At 42.3% G+C, this 17,792-nt stretch carries 14 protein-coding genes and 1 riboswitch; of the genes, 7 read left to right on the top strand and 7 right to left on the bottom strand.

Annotation, left to right across the window (positions count from 1 at the left end; genetic code table 11):
- The first annotated feature begins 21 nt into the window (after window positions 1-21).
- Window positions 22-1,401 carry a sodium:proton antiporter NhaD gene (gene nhaD, locus P150_RS0113140; protein ID WP_028898088.1) on the top strand — a complete coding sequence of 460 codons (1,380 nt, stop codon included), beginning with the start codon at window positions 22-24 and terminating at the stop codon, window positions 1,399-1,401.
- Window positions 1,402-1,630: 229 nt separating this feature from the next.
- Here the strand turns inward: nhaD and P150_RS0113135 are convergent, their stop codons facing one another.
- The 7 genes from P150_RS0113135 to P150_RS0113105 form a co-directional block, all read right to left on the bottom strand.
- On the bottom strand, window positions 1,631-2,644 hold the full coding sequence (locus P150_RS0113135; protein WP_231477613.1) for a hypothetical protein: 1,014 nt from the start codon (window positions 2,642-2,644) through the stop codon (window positions 1,631-1,633).
- Between the two features lie 6 nt (window positions 2,645-2,650).
- Window positions 2,651-3,448, bottom strand: coding sequence for a YncE family protein (locus P150_RS16560; protein ID WP_231477612.1), 798 nt, complete (start codon window positions 3,446-3,448; stop codon window positions 2,651-2,653).
- On the bottom strand, window positions 3,336-3,776 hold the full coding sequence (locus tag P150_RS18055) for a DUF5074 domain-containing protein (RefSeq protein ID WP_231477611.1): 441 nt from the start codon (window positions 3,774-3,776) through the stop codon (window positions 3,336-3,338). Before P150_RS18055 ends, P150_RS16560 begins: the two co-directional genes overlap by 113 nt.
- Window positions 3,777-3,818: 42 nt before the next feature.
- Window positions 3,819-5,849: a TonB-dependent receptor gene (locus P150_RS0113125; protein ID WP_028898086.1), complete on the bottom strand. Its 2,031-nt coding sequence runs from the start codon at window positions 5,847-5,849 to the stop codon at window positions 3,819-3,821.
- Between the two features lie 41 nt (window positions 5,850-5,890).
- Window positions 5,891-6,077: riboswitch (cobalamin riboswitch) on the bottom strand.
- Between the two features lie 115 nt (window positions 6,078-6,192).
- Window positions 6,193-6,765 carry a GNAT family N-acetyltransferase gene (locus P150_RS0113120; protein WP_028898085.1) on the bottom strand — a complete coding sequence of 191 codons (573 nt, stop codon included), beginning with the start codon at window positions 6,763-6,765 and terminating at the stop codon, window positions 6,193-6,195.
- Window positions 6,766-7,245: 480 nt separating this feature from the next.
- Entirely contained in the window at window positions 7,246-8,730 is a 1,485-nt protein-coding gene (locus P150_RS0113110; protein ID WP_028898083.1) for a phosphoglucomutase, read from the bottom strand.
- Between the two features lie 68 nt (window positions 8,731-8,798).
- Window positions 8,799-9,374, bottom strand: coding sequence for a DNA-3-methyladenine glycosylase I (locus tag P150_RS0113105; RefSeq protein WP_036932230.1), 576 nt, complete (start codon window positions 9,372-9,374; stop codon window positions 8,799-8,801).
- Between the two features lie 272 nt (window positions 9,375-9,646).
- On the opposite strand from P150_RS0113105, the gene P150_RS0113100 reads away from it, so the two are divergent.
- From P150_RS0113100 to ribH, 6 genes are all read left to right on the top strand, one after another.
- Window positions 9,647-12,334 carry a 3'-5' exonuclease gene (locus P150_RS0113100; protein WP_028898081.1) on the top strand — a complete coding sequence of 896 codons (2,688 nt, stop codon included), beginning with the start codon at window positions 9,647-9,649 and terminating at the stop codon, window positions 12,332-12,334.
- Between the two features lie 28 nt (window positions 12,335-12,362).
- On the top strand, window positions 12,363-13,292 hold the full coding sequence (locus P150_RS16555; protein ID WP_051617639.1) for a glycosyltransferase family 2 protein: 930 nt from the start codon (window positions 12,363-12,365) through the stop codon (window positions 13,290-13,292).
- Between the two features lie 138 nt (window positions 13,293-13,430).
- Window positions 13,431-14,069, top strand: coding sequence for a DUF4827 domain-containing protein (locus P150_RS0113090; RefSeq protein WP_028898080.1), 639 nt, complete (start codon window positions 13,431-13,433; stop codon window positions 14,067-14,069).
- A 95-nt stretch (window positions 14,070-14,164) separates the two neighbouring features.
- Complete coding sequence (gene glmM / locus P150_RS0113085; RefSeq protein WP_028898079.1) at window positions 14,165-15,556, top strand: phosphoglucosamine mutase; 1,392 nt, start codon at window positions 14,165-14,167, stop codon at window positions 15,554-15,556.
- 830 nt (window positions 15,557-16,386) lie between these two features.
- Complete coding sequence (locus tag P150_RS0113080; RefSeq protein ID WP_028898078.1) at window positions 16,387-17,061, top strand: tetratricopeptide repeat protein; 675 nt, start codon at window positions 16,387-16,389, stop codon at window positions 17,059-17,061.
- A gap of 244 nt (window positions 17,062-17,305) precedes the next feature.
- On the top strand, window positions 17,306-17,782 hold the full coding sequence (ribH, locus tag P150_RS0113075) for a 6,7-dimethyl-8-ribityllumazine synthase (protein WP_028898077.1): 477 nt from the start codon (window positions 17,306-17,308) through the stop codon (window positions 17,780-17,782).
- Window positions 17,783-17,792: the final 10 nt, after the last annotated feature.

Raw genomic sequence — 17,792 nt, 5'->3', positions numbered from 1 at the left:
AAAAACTTAATAATAAAATAAATGTCAACACTAACAATTGCAATCATTGCCATCTTCGTTCTTGGCTATATGCTCATAGCTACGGAAAGTTTGGTAAAAATCGACAAGGCTGCCATAGCTTTGCTTATGTTTGTATTTTGCTGGACACTTTATATGGTAGATCCGGCTCAGTTTGTTCCACTGATGCACCCCGAAGCACTCATATCGGATGCAGAGCACGGACTCACTAAGTTTGGCAATAGCATAATTATTGAGCATCTTGGAGATACGTCCACCACGCTGTTCTTCCTGATGGGAGCAATGACTATTGTGGAAATTGTAGACCAGAACGGAGGATTCAATTGGGTTAAGGACGTGATGAAGGCCAAATCGAAGAAGAATTTGATGTGGCGTATTGCCTTTATGACTTTCTTCCTGTCGGCGATTCTCGACAATCTTACCACAAGTATTGTGATGATTATGATTCTGCGTAAGCTTGTTCGCGACAAGAACGACCGAATGATTTATGCCTCGCTTGTAATTATTGCAGCCAATTCCGGTGGTGCTTTCTCCCCGATAGGCGACGTTACAACCATTATGCTGTGGAATGCAGGATCTGTTACGGCAGCAGGTGTGATAGAAGAAATCTTTATTCCTTCATTGGTATCTATGATTATTCCCGGTTTGATAATCCAGAATATGCTGAAAGGTAATATAGAGACTGTGGATAATGATGGCGAAACTGAAGATGTAGGCGAATTCGGACGTAAGCAGCGTATCACTATCTTTGCAGTTGGTGTGGGAGGTTTGTGTTTTGTTCCTATTTTCAAATCTATTACCCATCTTCCTCCGTTCGTAGGTATTCTCTTGGTGCTTGGTGTGTTGTGGACGGTAACTGAATTGTTCTATCGCCACCTGCACCGTCAGGGTAATGGCGAGACATTCTCGAAGCGCGTAACGAGCATTATGCGAAGAATTGATATGTCTACCATCCTTTTCTTCTTAGGTATCCTGATGGCTGTGGCTTGTTTGCAGGAAATTGGCGTCCTAACTAAGTTGGGTGGCTCGTTGAACGTTGTTTTCAATGAGAATCACTATGCTGTAACAGGTATCATCGGCGTACTCTCTTCCATCGTTGATAATGTTCCGTTGGTGGCAGGCAGTATGGGTATGTATCCGATTCAGGCTACCGGCGATATGGCAGTAGATGGCATTTTCTGGCAGCTCTTGGCTTATTGTGCCGGCGTTGGCGGTTCTATGTTGATTATCGGCAGTGCGGCAGGTGTTGTCGTGATGGGATTGGAAAAAATAACCTTTGGCTGGTATATGAAGAAGATTACGTGGATAGCTTTCCTTGGCTACATTGCAGGTATTCTAAGCTACTATGTAATTCGCACATTCATCTTTACAACTCCACTTTAAAGGCAGTTTCTCAATAGAGATTTTCATATAAATGATGCCGGCTGAATCAAGTGATTCAGCCGGCATTTTTGTTACTTGTGTGAGTTCTTATTCAAAATTCGAGTACTCGACAATAGATTATCCGTTATATTGCATTTAAAATTTGTGGGACGTATAACTATTGTATGGGCACAAAAAATCCCACTATTTCTCGGAAAGATAGTGGGATAATGAATTTTCTTATGTTTTCTTATTTTACAATTATCTTCTTAGTTTCGCCATTTGAATAGCGTACTATGTTTACACCTCTTTGAAGTTGTTTGATTTCTCTACCATCGATGGTATAAATGCTCTTGATAATTCTATTTGTCTGCTCGGCAGATATATTTTCAACTGCTGTTGCATTTGGATGCAAATCTTCTGCTCCTGCAAATTCCGTAGATGTTTCGCCAACGGAATTGCCTACAACCTGATTCATTGCACAGTAAACTCTGACGAAATTGACAGAGCGTAGCTTTACTTTCTTTCTATCCTTGTCTACTGCATTCTCTATATTGAAGAAGCTATTTTCGTTATCAAGATTATCTGCATAACCATATCTGAATGCGTTCTGCTTGAACCAACCGGTTTGAGGGTCTTTGTATGAGTTGTTAGGCAGCCTCGTTCCTTTGAAAGTGAGCTGTTTTTCAGTTATCCATAGTGGATAATACTCCTGTGGATGCCAAGGTTCGATGCGTGGAATTTCTCCAGAATTGCCTTTGTTATCGGTCCATTTCACAGCCGTTACAGGTTCTGAATTTTTGGTATAAGTGATTTCGTAATCGTAAACGACCTTGCCAATACTGTCTTCGTCGGCGCTTCCACTCAATTCATACCATTCGTCATCCGGTAATCCGTTTTCGTTTAGGTCTTGAGAAACCATAACAATCCCTGGTTCGCTATTCCCCGGGAACGCATTGCCGTATATCTTGAAATCATTATCCCCTTCAACATTTACCAAAGGATGGTCGAAGTGGAAAGTGATATAGCCACCATAGGCTCCCAAAGTAATTAATTCTCCTTGCTTTTTGCCTGCAACTGCCTCCGTACACTTTTGTGCAGCCGTCTCAGGAGTATCATTTTCCGTAAGAGCCGGCATTGTATTTACAAATTGTCCCGGCGCAGGCACGTATTCGTCTACAGCCTTAATATATGGACTGTTTTGTGCTGTTGCTAAAAGAGTTGAGGATAATAATCCTGCAATCATCAATGTTTTTTCCATCATTAATATTTATTTTTTCTTTCTTAAAAGGAAACAAGCGTGTCCGGGAATATCCCCTGTCCAAGTGTTCCATTTATATTTTCCATTCCTGTCGAAACAGAAGAGCTTGCCACTCGATACATAATTAGTTGCATCCATCAGATACACGTCTCCAGTAATAGGATGTACTATCAATCCATAAGGTATCTTCACGGGGGGTGCTTCAGCAGTTGGATGCAAGAAATTTCTGTTTACAACGTTGTTTGTACGAATGTCGATTACACCATATTGAGGAGTGCTTCCGTATGTGTCTGAACCATAATAAACGAGAGAATCTCCATTGAAAGCAAAGTCTCCGATGGGCACATCTACGGAATCGGCAAGCACATCGTTTTCAATAAGATACAGTTTAGACTTGATATTTGCGTAATCCCCCCGCGAAGATACCCACAATCTGCCGTATTTATCTGATTTTAAACGGAAAAGATTAGGAGCAATATCAATGCTTTTCGTTACTTTGAAAGTGCTGATGTCTATGACGGACACGGTTTTATCGTATGGCATATTCTGCATAGGATTGTAACCACCACTGTTGGCTACGTAAAGTTTACCATTTAGAATAGCCATTTCTTCGGGCTGATAGCCTACAACGCATCTATCAACAATCTTCAAAGTGGCTGTATCTACCTTGTAGACAGAACCCAAAACACTCTTTTCAAAAATCTTTCCAACGTATGAACTTACATAGGCATAGCCACCATCGAAAGCCAAATAGCGACAGTTGGGCACGTCTACGTGTCCACGGCTCACGGCTGTTTGGGCATCCAACCTCAACCTTATTCGATTGATTGATAACCATCCAAAGACTATTGCCGTATATCTTGATATCGTTGCCCACGTCGCCCAATTCCTTTACCATATTGGGATTGCGTGATGGATAGATATTTCTGGAATACGTCCCCGTTGTGAGGTCAAGATAATCCAACGTGGCTTTATTGGTACCCATATTTCCTTCATTTAGGATATAAAGTCCCAAATAATCGGTCTTGGATTGGTCTCCCGTATTTTGCAAGTCGGGATATATGATTAAATCATCTTGACGGCAAGCAATCAAAGTCAGGATTGCCATTAATAATAAGATGTGATGTTTCTTCATATTCACTAAAGATTTTAAGTATTGTTTTCTTTAGAATATTCGTTAAAACTCTACCTGTAAGCCCATTGCGCCGTTGATTCCGGGCATCGGATAGTTGAGAATTACATCGTATTTCTGGTCGAACAGATTATTCACTTCCAATGTTGCCCTCCATTTTGTTCGTTTTGCGACAAACTGGTATTGCAAGCTGATATCGTGTGTGTACCAAGGTTGCATATAGTTGTACTGTATATTCTCCTGTTCGTTGTATCGTTCTCCGGAATAGATGAAGCTATAATTGAAGAACCAATTGCGATAAGCAAGATTAAGAATGGCAGAACCACTGTTATATGGAATATATGGAATCTGATCTTTATAATAAGATGTAGCCGGATCTGTTACGTCGCGGGCATCCTGATAAGTGTATTGCAGCCTTCCCGTAACGAGTAAGTCTCTCATAGGTTCGAGCGTCATAGAGGCAGAAACGTCCAATCCTGTGATATGCACTCGTCCGAGATTGAGCATTGTCCAACGGAATTGCTGTCCTTTAGGGTAAGCAATAATCTTATCCTGAATGGTATTGTAGTAGCCATCTGCCTGAATGTGAAACTTTCTTAGGACTCCAAACTTGTTGAATCTGTCATACACCACGCCGAAATCGTATTGAGTAGCACTTTCCGGGAGCAAGTTGGAATTGCCCAAATCGGTGTAATACAAATCGTTGAAGGTGGGCATACGGAAACTTCGCTTGACAAAAGTGCGCAAACTCAAATTGGTTGTGTGCAAACCAGTCATTCTATCAACAAGAGGAACGTCTATAAAGACTGCAGGCATAAACTTATTGATGTTTTCCTTTGCCTGTTTTCCTATGAGCGGAACCTTTGGATGCAGCTTGTCGTGGATGAATGAAACCAAAACAGAGCCTTGGACTTTCAGGAACCTTGCATCCAATGCTGTTGCAAAACTAACGAGGTTTGATATTCTTGTTGGGAAAGCAAAGCGATAGGTATCGGCATTCAGCTTGTTCCAACGGAAGTCGTAGCTGATGGATGCACTCCAATTGGGCAGAATCTCGTAGGCATTTGCCGTTGAGAGATAAAATTCCTGTTGCCAATAACGATTGTCTGTCGGCAATTGTGTCGTGTCCCTGTTGATGTAATGTGTGCGATAATAAGCATATTTCGCCAACCATTGCGTGGAAAAACGGTCGTTTATGTCTTTCTGGAATCGTCCTTGCACAAACGTGTTCAAGTCATTCTGTCGTTCTCCTCTTCTCCAGACGTTATTGACGATAGCACCGGGAATGCCTCTTTTGGAATTATACAGATAGGCTTTGGCATTCCAATAGCCACGTTCCAGAATACCATTGATATTCAGATCAACACGTTCCGCGTGTATGTCTCCATTCTGTCGGATGGCAGTTGTGTCGTAGGCAACCTCTCCATTAGGAGTCAGTCGCTTGTAATTAAATTCGTATTTGCCACTGGAGGAGAGAAACTCGGCATTCAGAGAACTTGAAACTGTTGGCGAAAGTCGCTGTTCCCATAGAGTGGAGAAGCGGAAAAGATCGCTCGAACCGTATTTGGTCTTGAGCTTTATGTTGTAATTCTTGCCCTCTGTAAAGCGTGGCTGACGCGTACGGATATATACGCTTCCTGCATTACCGAAGTCGGAAGCCGGTTGGAAAATGGCACTTTTCTGCCCATTGTATAGCGAAATCTCATCTATATTGTCGAGCGAGAACTGCCCAAGGTCAATCTGTCCGTTTTGCGCATTGCCCAATTCTATTCCATCGTAGAAGATGCCAAGATGATGAGTGCCCATACTTCGGATATCAACGGTCTTGATGCCACCCACACCACCGTAATCTTTCAGCTGCATTCCTGAGAAATAGCGTAGCGCATCTGCCACCGACTGACTGTTGAGCCGTTGCAGTTCCGTTCCTTTCAGATTCTGTGAAGGAATAATCTCCCGTTGAGTCAAACGGGAGGTTACGACAACTTCTTCGATTTGGAATGTCGAATCATTTATAGTGGACTGTGCCTTTATTCCCAATGGGCACAGCAAGAGCAACCCGATAGGCAATAATCTCATAGAAACGTTTGTTTTTTCATTATCGCAAACTCGTCCTCGAGAGTTGCGTAACTCGCATTGGCAGGTCTTCTGACTCTGTTGTTCAAAGCGCAACAAACACCTTCCCGGCATTCTCCAGTGACATTCGCTTGTTGCATACGAACAACTTACAGCTGCGGGACAGTTACGGATTCTCGCCGTATTCCCTTTTAATCACGATTCCTGTGAACCAAATGCTTGTGCAAAGATAATATAAAACCAATGATATTCCAAATATTTAATTTATTATTGTCTCTCATTTTAAGAACGCATTGTATTCAATGGCTTTTGAATTGCCTTAAAGTTATTTTTTTAACTTACCTGCTTATAGAGGAAAAACAAGGTGGCGCATAGGATGTCCTCCCCACATATTGTCGTCCACATATCTGAATCCAACCTGCTTGTAGAGCTTTTCTGCATCAGGGTTGGCTTTGTCTACGAGCAATCCGGTAGGAAGATTCAGCGTTCTTCCTTTTTCGATGGTTGCTTCAAGGAGTTTTGTTGCGATGCCCATCTTGCGGAAATCTTTCCCTACACACAATGAGTCGATGTATAATTCGCCTGATTGCGTTTCGTCGGGAATGTCTGAATAGTCGCGGCCGAAAGCCTTTTTGGCTTCGTCTATGAATGCTTTTCTTAGTGCGTGCAGGCAAGCACCGTCGTAACTGACGCATATTCCGAGGATTTTTCCATCATCGTTCCTTGCAACCAATGTGTTCTTATAGGAATATTGTGAGTTTTCCATTTCCACAAGATTGCGCATCAGTTTGTGGAAATCTGCCAAAGTGTGTGCCGGTCCTGCAAACCATTGGCAGCATTCGTGGTTCATAGCTTCCATTATCATCGTTGCGATGATGTGGGCTTGGTGCTTTTGTGCATTTTCAATTGTGATGTTCATATTATAAAGATGGTAGGTAGGAGCTAACTTGGATGGGGACAGGTTTACCGATTTTCAAGAAAAATCCTTCATTTCTAAACCATTTCAGACTTATTTTTTCGTTGTTCTCTTGAGGATATAAGAGGAGGTTTTGCAAGGAGATAAAGATATGATTTGCAAGTAACCGAAGAATGCGTTTCAATCTTCGCAAAAATACATTGCGTTTTTGCGAAGATTGAAACGCATTCTTCGCACGATTGGAAACGGATGTTGTTTTGCTTGATTTTCAACGACTTACATCTCGCTTCGGATTCGATGGATTTCAAAGACTTGGAAGAATCTCTGACGAGAAACAACGATGTGCAGAATTGCCTGTCGGAAAGATGGTATGAATTTAATTCGTCCAATCAATAACCTGAGTCCAGACCTTATCCGAACTCAGGTTCATATGGGCTTTGTTTGTAAACTCGTAAACTTGCAGCCTTGCACCCGATTGATAGCTTAGTGTTTTAATTCGCTGTGTGCTGAAAGCAAGCCGAGCACGCGCTGCTCTATTCGTGCCACGCCACCCTCTACATCTGATTCTATGTTCAGAGGTAGTACTGGATCGTGGAGCGACTGACGGAGGAGGAACCAGCCTTTCTCGTTCTCTGCCGTGCAGGCTATGCGTATTCCTTCGTGATTGGGTGCAACTATCTTCCAGTCTGCTTGTTTCTCTATCTTGTTCTGCAAATCCTCCAATACTTTCTGTCCGTATTCTTTGAAGTTGTCCGTTGCAATCTTGAATCTTATTTCCTTGCTTTCGGCAGGCTCTCTGAGGTCGGAAATCAAGTCTTGAAGTTCTTTTCCTTCCGTGCGCAGTCGGGCAGCCTCAACCAATAGTTTTGCTACCAGATATGCTCCGTCGTCCAGAAAATAATTTTCGCGCAGTGCTGCGTGTCCTGATGTCTCGATGGCAAGCCAAGACTCTTCGTTTGCTTCGTTCAGACGGAGCGATTCGTTGATTACGTTCTTGTAGCCGCGACGGAAACGATGATGGATGCCTCCCTTGGCAGCGATGAATTCTGCAAGACCGTCGGAAGTAACGGAGTCGGTAACGATGGTGCTTCCGGGGTGTTCGCGGAGTATGACGGTTGCTATGAGTGCGATGAGTGCATTCCTATTGATGGGCGCACCTGTTCTGCCTACGATGGCGGAACGGTCCACGTCGGTGTCGAATATAATGCCGAGGTCTGCTTTCTGCTCAACAACTGCCTTGCAGATGGAAGCCATTGCAGCCTTGTCCTCCGGATTTGGAACGTGATTGGGGAAGTGCCCGTCGGGTTCGAGGAACTGGCTTGCCGATGTGTCTGCACCGAGATTGTCGAGCACCTTGTGGGCGAAGAAGCCTCCGGCACCGTTGCCTGCATCCACAACTATCTTCATTCCCTTCAACGGTTCGTTGCCGATGCCTGCACCTTCACGAATGTAGTCGGTAAGGATTCGGCAGTAAGTGTCCATAAAGTCCACTTTCTCTATCTTGCCCTTGTTGGTGTTTTCCACATTGTAGAAGTCCGGAGCCAGTTCGAGTATCCTCTTGATGTCGCCCTTGTCCAGTCCACCTTCTGTTGTAAAGAACTTCAATCCATTGCGATTCCAAGGCAAATGGCTCGCCGTAACCATTACGGCACCGTCCACTTTCAGATCTTTGTCTACGGTAGACATAAACATTGCAGGGGTTGAAGCCATACCAAATTCGAGCACCTGCGCGCCTGTGCCACTTGCTCCCTCGGCAAATGCCTCACGGATTGCAGGGCTTGAAAGTCGGGAGTCGCTGCCTACTGCCACCGTCTGCATCGTTTTTCCGTTCTTTTCTTTCAGCCAAGCCACGAAAGCCTTGGCTATGGCGTTGGCAACTTCATTGGTAAGATTCACGTTTTCGCCCTCGATACCTTCGAGTGCTATTCCGCGGATATCTGATCCGTTCTGTATTTTTTTCCAGTCCATTGTTGATTTTTTTTGTTTTTCTTACTATTAATGGTGCAAAGATAGTGATTGTTTGGGACTTGGACGAGTTAAAGGGAGTTAAGATTTTTCTTTCCACCCTTGTATTTGCAGCAACTTTCCAGATGGTCGTCGATGATTCCAATAGCCTGCAAATGGCTGTAGGTAATGACCGAGCCGATGAACTTGAAGCCTCGTTTCTTCATATCCTTTGCCACCTTGTCGCTCAATGCGTTGCTGGCTACGGGCTTGTGGCTGTGCGAGGGATAAATCATAGTCTTTCCTTTCGTGAAGCTCCAGATGTACCTGTCGAACGATCCAAACTCCTCCCTGACTTTGACGAAAGCCTTTGCATTGGCAATCATTCCCTCTATCTTCCGTCGGCTTCGGATCATATTCTCGGTGTTCATAATGCGTTCCACATCATCGCTTGTGAATTGTGCCACTTTCTCGAAGTCGAAACCGGCAAAGCATTCTCTGAGCACCTCACGCTTCTTGAGCATCAGCAGCCACGAAAGCCCGCACGACATACTCTCCATCAGCAAATACATATAGTGTTCCCGATCGTCGTGAACAGGTACAGCCCATTCCTCGTCGTGGTATTGTTGGAGCAGCGGGTCGGTTTCAGCCCAATCGCATCTTTTCATAATATCTTATCGTTTTTGATGAATGGCAGCAAATTTACAATTTTCGGAAGAATACTGCAAATTTCTATTGAGCTATTGCTGCTTACAATGGGCAGATGGCATATCCTTATGCTGCAATTGTAAGTGTATCGTAACGTTTATAAAAAGTATAAATTAGGATATTTACCCCTCAATTCTATACTAATCGCATACCCCTTCGTTGATATTATCTCTTGTTGAAACGCAGTAGATGGAAGTTTTTTATTAACTTTGCATCAAATGAAAACGATACGATGAAAGCAAACGATGTTCATTCTCTGGACGACAGTCAGATTCCGGTAGTACGTGCCGACAATGGTTTCCATCTTGTCTTGGCTTCGCCGGGTTGCGGCAAGACGCATATTCTTGCCGAACGAATCAAATATGCGCACGGACAGGGCGTGAAGTACGAGGATATGCTTTGTCTGACGTTTACGAATCGTGCTGCAAGGGAAATGATAAACCGTATCGCTTCGGTGGTGGACGACGCAGAAGTGGAACGGCTGCAAGTGGGCAACGTGCATCATTTTTGTTCGAGATTCTTGTTTGAAGAGAATAGGGTAGAGGCTGACACGTCGATAATCGACGACGAAGAGGCCATAAGTATCATAGCTGATTACCGAAACGAGAGCGAGGAAGGAGTGATAGGCGATTACAACAGGAGCAAGGTTTATCAGGAGATTATCTTCTTTTCACATCTTATGTACCAGATGGAAAAGGCGCATCCTTGGGAATATTATCTGCATCCGGAATGTTTTACGAAAGAAGACCGTGATGCCGTAAAGCTGATTTGCGAGCTGCAACGGATGGAATACAACGAGCGGACAGTAGTGTATATCTATCACAATGCACAGCAGTTTCTTGACGATGCCGATGCTCCGAGGATAGACTGGAAGTCAGCTAATAATATAAGGAGATTGCTCTGGAAAATGTATTATGCCTCTTGCTACGAACAATACAAGACCGAGCATCATCTGCTCGACTTTGAGGACTTGCTTCTGGTAACCTATGATATATACAGCAAGGATGCCGATTGCAAGAGGTACCCGTGGATTCAGGTGGACGAAGTTCAGGATTTGAATGCAATGCAACTTGCAATCATAGACCTGCTGACCTCCAAGGATAATCCCGTCGTTATGTATCTCGGCGATGAGCAGCAGGCTATTTTCTCCTTTATGGGAGCGAAACTTGAAACACTTACCTTCCTGAAAATGCGCTGCAAGGGTAATATTCATCATCTGCTGAAGAACCATCGTTCGCCGAGCTATCTTCTGGACGTATTCAATGATTTTGCTGAAAAGCAATTGAAGATTGACAGGGAACTGTTGCCCATAACGGATAATGAACTGGAAGCGCAACCAAACGACCTGAAGATTCTGCCCAGCGACAATATTGAGGCTGAAATGGAAGAGATTGCCGGAACGGCTTTGGACTTGTTCAAGGCGGATAAGAGCGAAACTACGGCTGTGATAGTAAGTTCTAATGCCGATGCCGATAAGCTGAGCAGGGTAATGATGCGTTATGATTTAAGTCATTTCAAGGTGTCAGGCAGGGATCTGTTCGATACGCCGAGCGTGAAACTGCTGATGGCGCACTTAAATGTGCTTGGCAATGAGCATAACTTTCTGGCTTGGACGCGCATCTTGAAAGGAACGAAGGCTTTTGATTCAAATGCCTTGGCACGGCGATTTGTCTATAAGCTCAAGCAATTGGCTATGTCGCCGACCGATTTGTTGCTGTATGATAAAAGCACTTACGTAGCCGATTTCCTTCAGACGTATAGAAATGAGGATATAATTGTCTTTGATACGGAAACAACGGGACTGAATGTGTTTGAGGATGATATCATTGAAATCGCAGCGATAAAAATCAGGAATGGGGAAATTATCGGTGAACCGCTGGATATTTATATAGAAACTTCCCGACCGATATTGCGGAAATTGGGTGAAAATGAAAATCCATTGTACGATTTGTATCATTCCAAATTAAGAAACGGCGCATTGCTTTCTCCACAAGAGGGACTGAAAAAGTTTTTGGAATATGCTGGGAACGCAACGCTTCTTGGGCACAATGCAGATTATGATTACAATATTCTCGATTTTAATTTGCGCCGATACCTCGATATTTCTATGAAGGATTGTCCGAACGGATACTTCGATTCGCTGAAGTTGATGAGACTTTTGGAACGCAATCTGGTTTCCTATAAACTGGAATCTCTGCTCGAACGTTTCAATCTTGTGGGAGAAAATTCGCATCAGGCAATTGACGATGCAAAAGCAACGGTGAGCCTTGTGCGCCTTTGTGCCCAAAAGGCCGAAACCATCGTGGCGCAGCAGACGGCATTTCTCAATCATCCGAAAGTTATGCCTTACGTGGGGAAGTTCCGTTCAGCCTATCAGGAATTATATCTTTCGGCTTTCAGTAAACTCTATTTGTTGGAAGATAATGCAAAGAAAGCATTGATACTTGCACTTGAAGACGCTTATCAGTATTTCCAACAAACAGCAGTGATTAGCGAAATAGACCGTTTGGAGTACATTCTTCGCTATCTGGATATGGATATGCTCGTGGACGAACACATTCCGAATGCGTTGGTTGAGCAGATTGGCTCTTATATAATGGATATAAATACGTTGAAAGAAAGCGATTTCTGCAACAGCCGGAGCATACGTGAACGGGTATATGTTACTACTGTTCACAAGGCGAAAGGTTTGGAGTTTGATAATGTCATCGTATTTGACGCAGTGGACGGACGTTACCCCAATGCCTATAATAAGAATAAAAAAAGCGATGAGGAAGACGCACGCAAGTTTTACGTGGCAATATCGCGTGCCAAGCGTAGGCTTTATATTGCTTACTCGCTGTCTACGACAAGTAAATATGGCACTCACGCCAAGGAATTAACGCCATTTATGCTACCTATTGAGCACCATTTTAATTAATACCACCTTGATAAAAAACGATAATTTAATGAAAAAACTGTCTGTAATAATACCTGTTTACAATGTTGAAGACACCTTGCTTAGATGTCTGAACAGCATTGCGTTGTCAGATGATTATGAAATCATTCTGATAGATGATGGATCTACTGATTCAAGTGGAGCTTTATGCGATAGTTGGGCTAATGAGACCAGTACTAAAGGCTATGATGTAAAAGTATTGCACAATAAGAATGGAGGATTAAGCTATGCCCGCAACAAGGGAATAGACGTTGCAGACGGAATGTTCATTACCTTTATCGATTCCGATGATTACATCGATTCAAACGTTTATTCTGAAGTGCTTCAAATGTTTACACCTGATGTAGATATAATAGAGTTTGGCGTAAAGCAGGAAGATACCGAATCAACGAAGAAATTGGCTTTCCACGATATCATTTATAGATCTTTTGCCGATTACTGGATTGCAGGCGAGGGCTATAAGCATTCTTATGCGTGCAACAAGATTTATCGGAAAACTCTCTTTGATGATATAAGATTTGCAGAGCGAAAGGTTTTTGAGGATATTATCATTCTTCCTTCTTTGGTTGATAAGGCGCAATCCATTAGAACTTGTGAAGTTGGTTTCTATCATTACGTGTCCAATCCTAACGGAATTTCGCATAATGTTAATGCTGACGGTTGGAAAACGATGTTGGACGCTCATCTTTCTGCACACGAACGTATAGCAGATGAATTGCATCGCTTCTCCAAAAAATCCCTATCACATTACTATCAATCCCTTTTAAATGTACAGTTGTCTGAAAATTTAGCTACCGGAGATATTCCCAAACCACTCAATTATCAGATTTCCTCTATCTATTCTACATATAAACTCAAAGCAATAGCCTATAAGATACTTGGAATAAAAGGTCTTTGTGCTGCATATAGACTTTTCGTGAAATTGCGGAATCTCTTTTAATGCGCTGTCAGAGTGTAGGTCTTTCGAGCGTATAAGTTGAATGCAACAGATAGTTTAATATATTTTCTTATTTCAAATTCCTACTTTCTATATTCTTTTCTTACCTTTGCAAAATAGAAACAAAGGAATTATAAAGTAATGAAGAAAATAAACTTTCTCTTAGTGGTGCTTGTAGGAATTTTTGCTTTTGCTTCTTGCAGCGACAATGACAGTTATGCCGATCAGATAGAACGCGAGCGTAATGCGATGAATGACTTTATCGTAAAGAAAGGTATCAAAGTTATTTCAGAGCAACAGTTTCAGGCTCAGGATTCAACAACTGATGTATCAAAGAACGAATACGTGAAGTTTGACAATGCTGGCGTGTATATGCAGATTGTGCATAAGGGAGTGGGAGAGAAAATAAAGAAAGGTGAATCCACGACTGTGCTTTGCAGATTCTCAGAATACAATATCTTTACTGATACATTGCAATTGACCAACAACTCTCTCTATTGGAGCAGCGTTGTCGATAAGATGTCGGTTACCAACACAAGTGGTACGTTCACAGCATCTTTCGACCCCAGTTCGAGTGTAATGTATCGTGCTTATCAGAGTGCATCGGTACCTAAGGGATGGCTGGTTGCGTTGCCTTACGTTAATATTGGTCGAATTCAGAATGCAACCGACTCACTGGCTCACGTGAAACTCATAGTCCCTTCAACACACGGACAGAAACTTGCCAGCCAAAATGTATATCCTTGTTTCTACGATATTACATTTGGAAGAGGAGTTTAGACATTAGTCAAATTACAATAGCAACTCAAACAATGAACATCTTATAAGTCAGAATGATATATTCTTAATTTATGAGATATAAAAAACAATAGGTTATGACTCTTATTAAGTCTATTTCTGGTATCCGCGGAACAATAGGCGGCCAGACAGGGGATACATTGAATCCACTCGACATCGTTAAATTTACCTCTGCTTACGCTACCTACATTGCTGGCCAACATCCCGGTAAGAAGTTGAAAATCGTTGTTGGCCGCGACGCTCGTATCTCGGGCGAGATGGTTAAGAACGTAGTTTGCGGCACTTTGATGGGAATTGGTGCTGACGTTGTAAACATTGGTCTTGCCACCACTCCCACAACGGAACTTGCTGTTCGTATGGCAGGCGCCGATGGCGGTATTATCATCACGGCTTCGCACAATCCGCGTCAGTGGAATGCATTGAAGCTGCTCAATCACGAAGGCGAATTTCTCACTGCTGCCGACGGTGCTGCCGTTCTCGATATTGCTGAACGTGAAGACTTCAATTATGCAGATGTTGATGGTCTTGGTTCATATACGGAAGATAATAGTTTCGACCAGAAGCATATAGACGCGGTCAAGGCATTGGAACTGGCTGATTTAGAAGCAATAAAGAATAGAAAATTCAAAGTTTGCGTTGATGCTGTAAACTCTGTCGGAGGTGTTATCCTTCCAAAACTTCTCGATCAGTTAGGAGTGGAATACAAAATTCTCTATGGCGAACCGACAGGCGACTTTGCACATAATCCAGAACCGATTGAGAAGAATCTCAGTGGCATTATGGATGAGATGAAAAGTGGAGATTACGACCTTGGTATTGTAGTGGATCCTGACGTAGACCGTCTGGCATTCATTCAGGAAGACGGCGTAATGTTTGGCGAGGAATACACGCTTGTGAGCGTTGCCGACTATATTCTCGACCACGTCAAGGGAAACACCGTGAGCAATCTGTCTTCTACCCGTGCGCTCCGTGATGTAACAGAAAAGCACGGTGGCAAGTATTTTGCTTCTGCCGTGGGCGAGGTCAATGTAACAACAAAGATGAAAGAAGTCGGTGCTGTTATCGGTGGCGAAGGCAATGGTGGAGTAATCTATCCGGAAAGCCATTACGGTCGCGATTCATTAGTAGGTATCGTTCTCTTCCTCAGCTCATTGGCACAAAAGGGATTGAAAGCAAGTGAACTTCGCAGAACTTATCCTGAATACTTTATTGCAAAAAATCGCATAGACTTGACTCCTGAAACAGATGTTGATGCAATCCTCGTCAAGGTAAAAGAACTCTACGGTCGGGAAGCCGATGTTCAGGTAACGGACATTGATGGTGTGAAACTTGACTTCCCAAAGGCTTGGGTTCATCTTCGCAAGTCAAACACCGAACCAATCATCCGTGTGTATAGTGAAGCCGGTTCAATGGGAGAGGCCGATGCTTTGGGCAAGAAACTGATGCAGGTTGTTTACGATATGCAATAAGGCAACTTAAGTATACAAAGGATTTCTGTATCGGAATCAGTGATAAAACACCGCAATCACTCCATTATATGATTCTGTGGTATGGAAAATAAGAAAAGCGTTTGGTGTTTTATATGCCAAACGCTTTTTGTATAATAAGGAAATCATTTGTTGTTTGCAATATTTTTTGTATTAACACCTACCTGAAAAGGATATGGAATCACAAACTTCAACACGGATTTTTGAACTAAAACAAAGCTATATGGTTGCACTCCAAAAGCTATTTTAATTCCACAGAACAAATTCCAAATAGCGGTTTGTAAGTGGTTGGAAATCAATTATTATATAACTCACTTTCAAACGTGCGAAGATTGGCGTGGAATCTTTGCAAAAATACACGCCAAATGTACGAAGAATGAAATACAATCTTCGCATATTTAGAATAACAAGTTTTATTATCTGTAAATCTCTTATATAAAGAATCTTTGCACTTTACGTTTTTGGTGTATATGATAAGAAGTATCTTACTTTTTCCAACAATACCATTATCTATGAAGTGCAGCTCAAAGAGAATAGAAAGCAAACTGTATCAAGCTACGATAATAATTCATTAAGATCTTTGTTATATTTTTAAGGAAAAATCTTAAAGTAAAAATAGATAATTACCATTCAACAGGTTATATCATAAAAAAGTATGCAATAAATTTCAATATGTGAGAGTTTTTCATTAATTTTGCCACGCTATTATGGGTTATTATGCTATTTGCCTTTATATTTAATCGTTAATGGAGAAATGATAGAAGGCTCATCAAAGGCATTTAAGAAGAGAAATAATAAAAAACAAAATAAAAATGGCAAACAAAAAAGTAGAGGGTACATACGAAGAAAACCTCAATAGTTCTGAAGCCTTTTTCCAAAAGTACGGAAAGCAGGCACTCATCGCTCTCGTAGCTATCATCGTTGTTGTTGGTGGCTTCTTCCTTTATAAGGAATTTGTTTCAAAACCAAATGAGCTGGCAGCTCAGACTGCTTCACACAAAGGTCAGGAACTTCTTGCACAGCAGAAATATGAAGATGCCTTGAAGGAGTTTCAGAAGATTCAGAACGATTACAGTGGAACACAAGCCGGCAATCTTGCCAATCTTTATGTAGGCATCTGCTATGCAAAGCAAGCTAAGCCTGATTATGCTAAGGCTTTGGAGAATATCGAAAAGTACGATACCGAAGACGATATGATAATCAGTCCGGCTTCGCAGATGGCACTCGGCGACGTCTATGCCGACAACAACCAGTTGGACAAGGCTGTTGAATCTTTCAAGAAAGCTGCAAAGATGGCTGATGATGAAGCATACAACAATACCAATCTCAGCGTTGCTCCTTTGGCTTTGAGAAAGGCAGGTATTATACTTGAAAGCCAGAATAAGAAGGCTGAGGCATTGGAAATCTACAAGGACATCAAGAAGAAGTATCTCAATGCTCCTATTTCACAGGACATTGACAAATACATTGAAAGAGCGAGCAACTAATCAGTTGAAAATAAACAGTGGACAGTTGGCAGTAAACACTTTTACTGACAATTGTCCATTCTTTTTAAATGGAATATCAATAATGGACGACTGAAGATGGAACTATTCAATTCTGATAGTTTATAAAACCATCTATTTGTCCACTCCATCATTTACTTGTTGAGCAAATGAGGCATATTTATAATATGTGTTATACGTTGAACAGGGAAATTTATAAAAATCATTCATCAACAGCTATTAATAAATGGCAACATCATTACATAATTTATCAGACTACGACTTTACGAGTGTTCCCGATGCGAGCAATATGTGCTTTGGCATTGTTGTTTCGGAATGGAATCCTGAAATAACAGGGGCATTGCTTGATGGTGCAGTAAAAACACTGGAAAAGCACGGTGCTATTCCGGAAAACATTCACGTGAAAACTGTTCCGGGCAGTTTTGAACTGGTTTATGGTGCTCACCAGATGACACTCAACGGTGGTTACGATGCAATCATTGTGCTTGGAAGCGTAATCCGTGGAGAAACCCCTCACTTCGATTACATCTGCGAGGGCGTAACTTATGGTATTTCAAGGCTCAACGCCACTTGTGAAATCCCTGTAATCTATGGTCTTCTCACTACAAACGACTTGCAGCAGGCAAAGGATCGCTGTGGAGGGAAGCTCGGCAACAAGGGAGACGAATGTGCTATCGTAGCCATAAAGATGGCTAAATTTTAGTCTGAATCAA

The sequence above is a fragment of the Prevotella sp. HUN102 genome (genome assembly GCF_000688375.1).
Classification (GTDB): domain Bacteria; phylum Bacteroidota; class Bacteroidia; order Bacteroidales; family Bacteroidaceae; genus Prevotella.
Note: the sequence above shows the minus strand (reverse complement) of the source record. Positions and strands in the feature narration are given on the sequence as shown.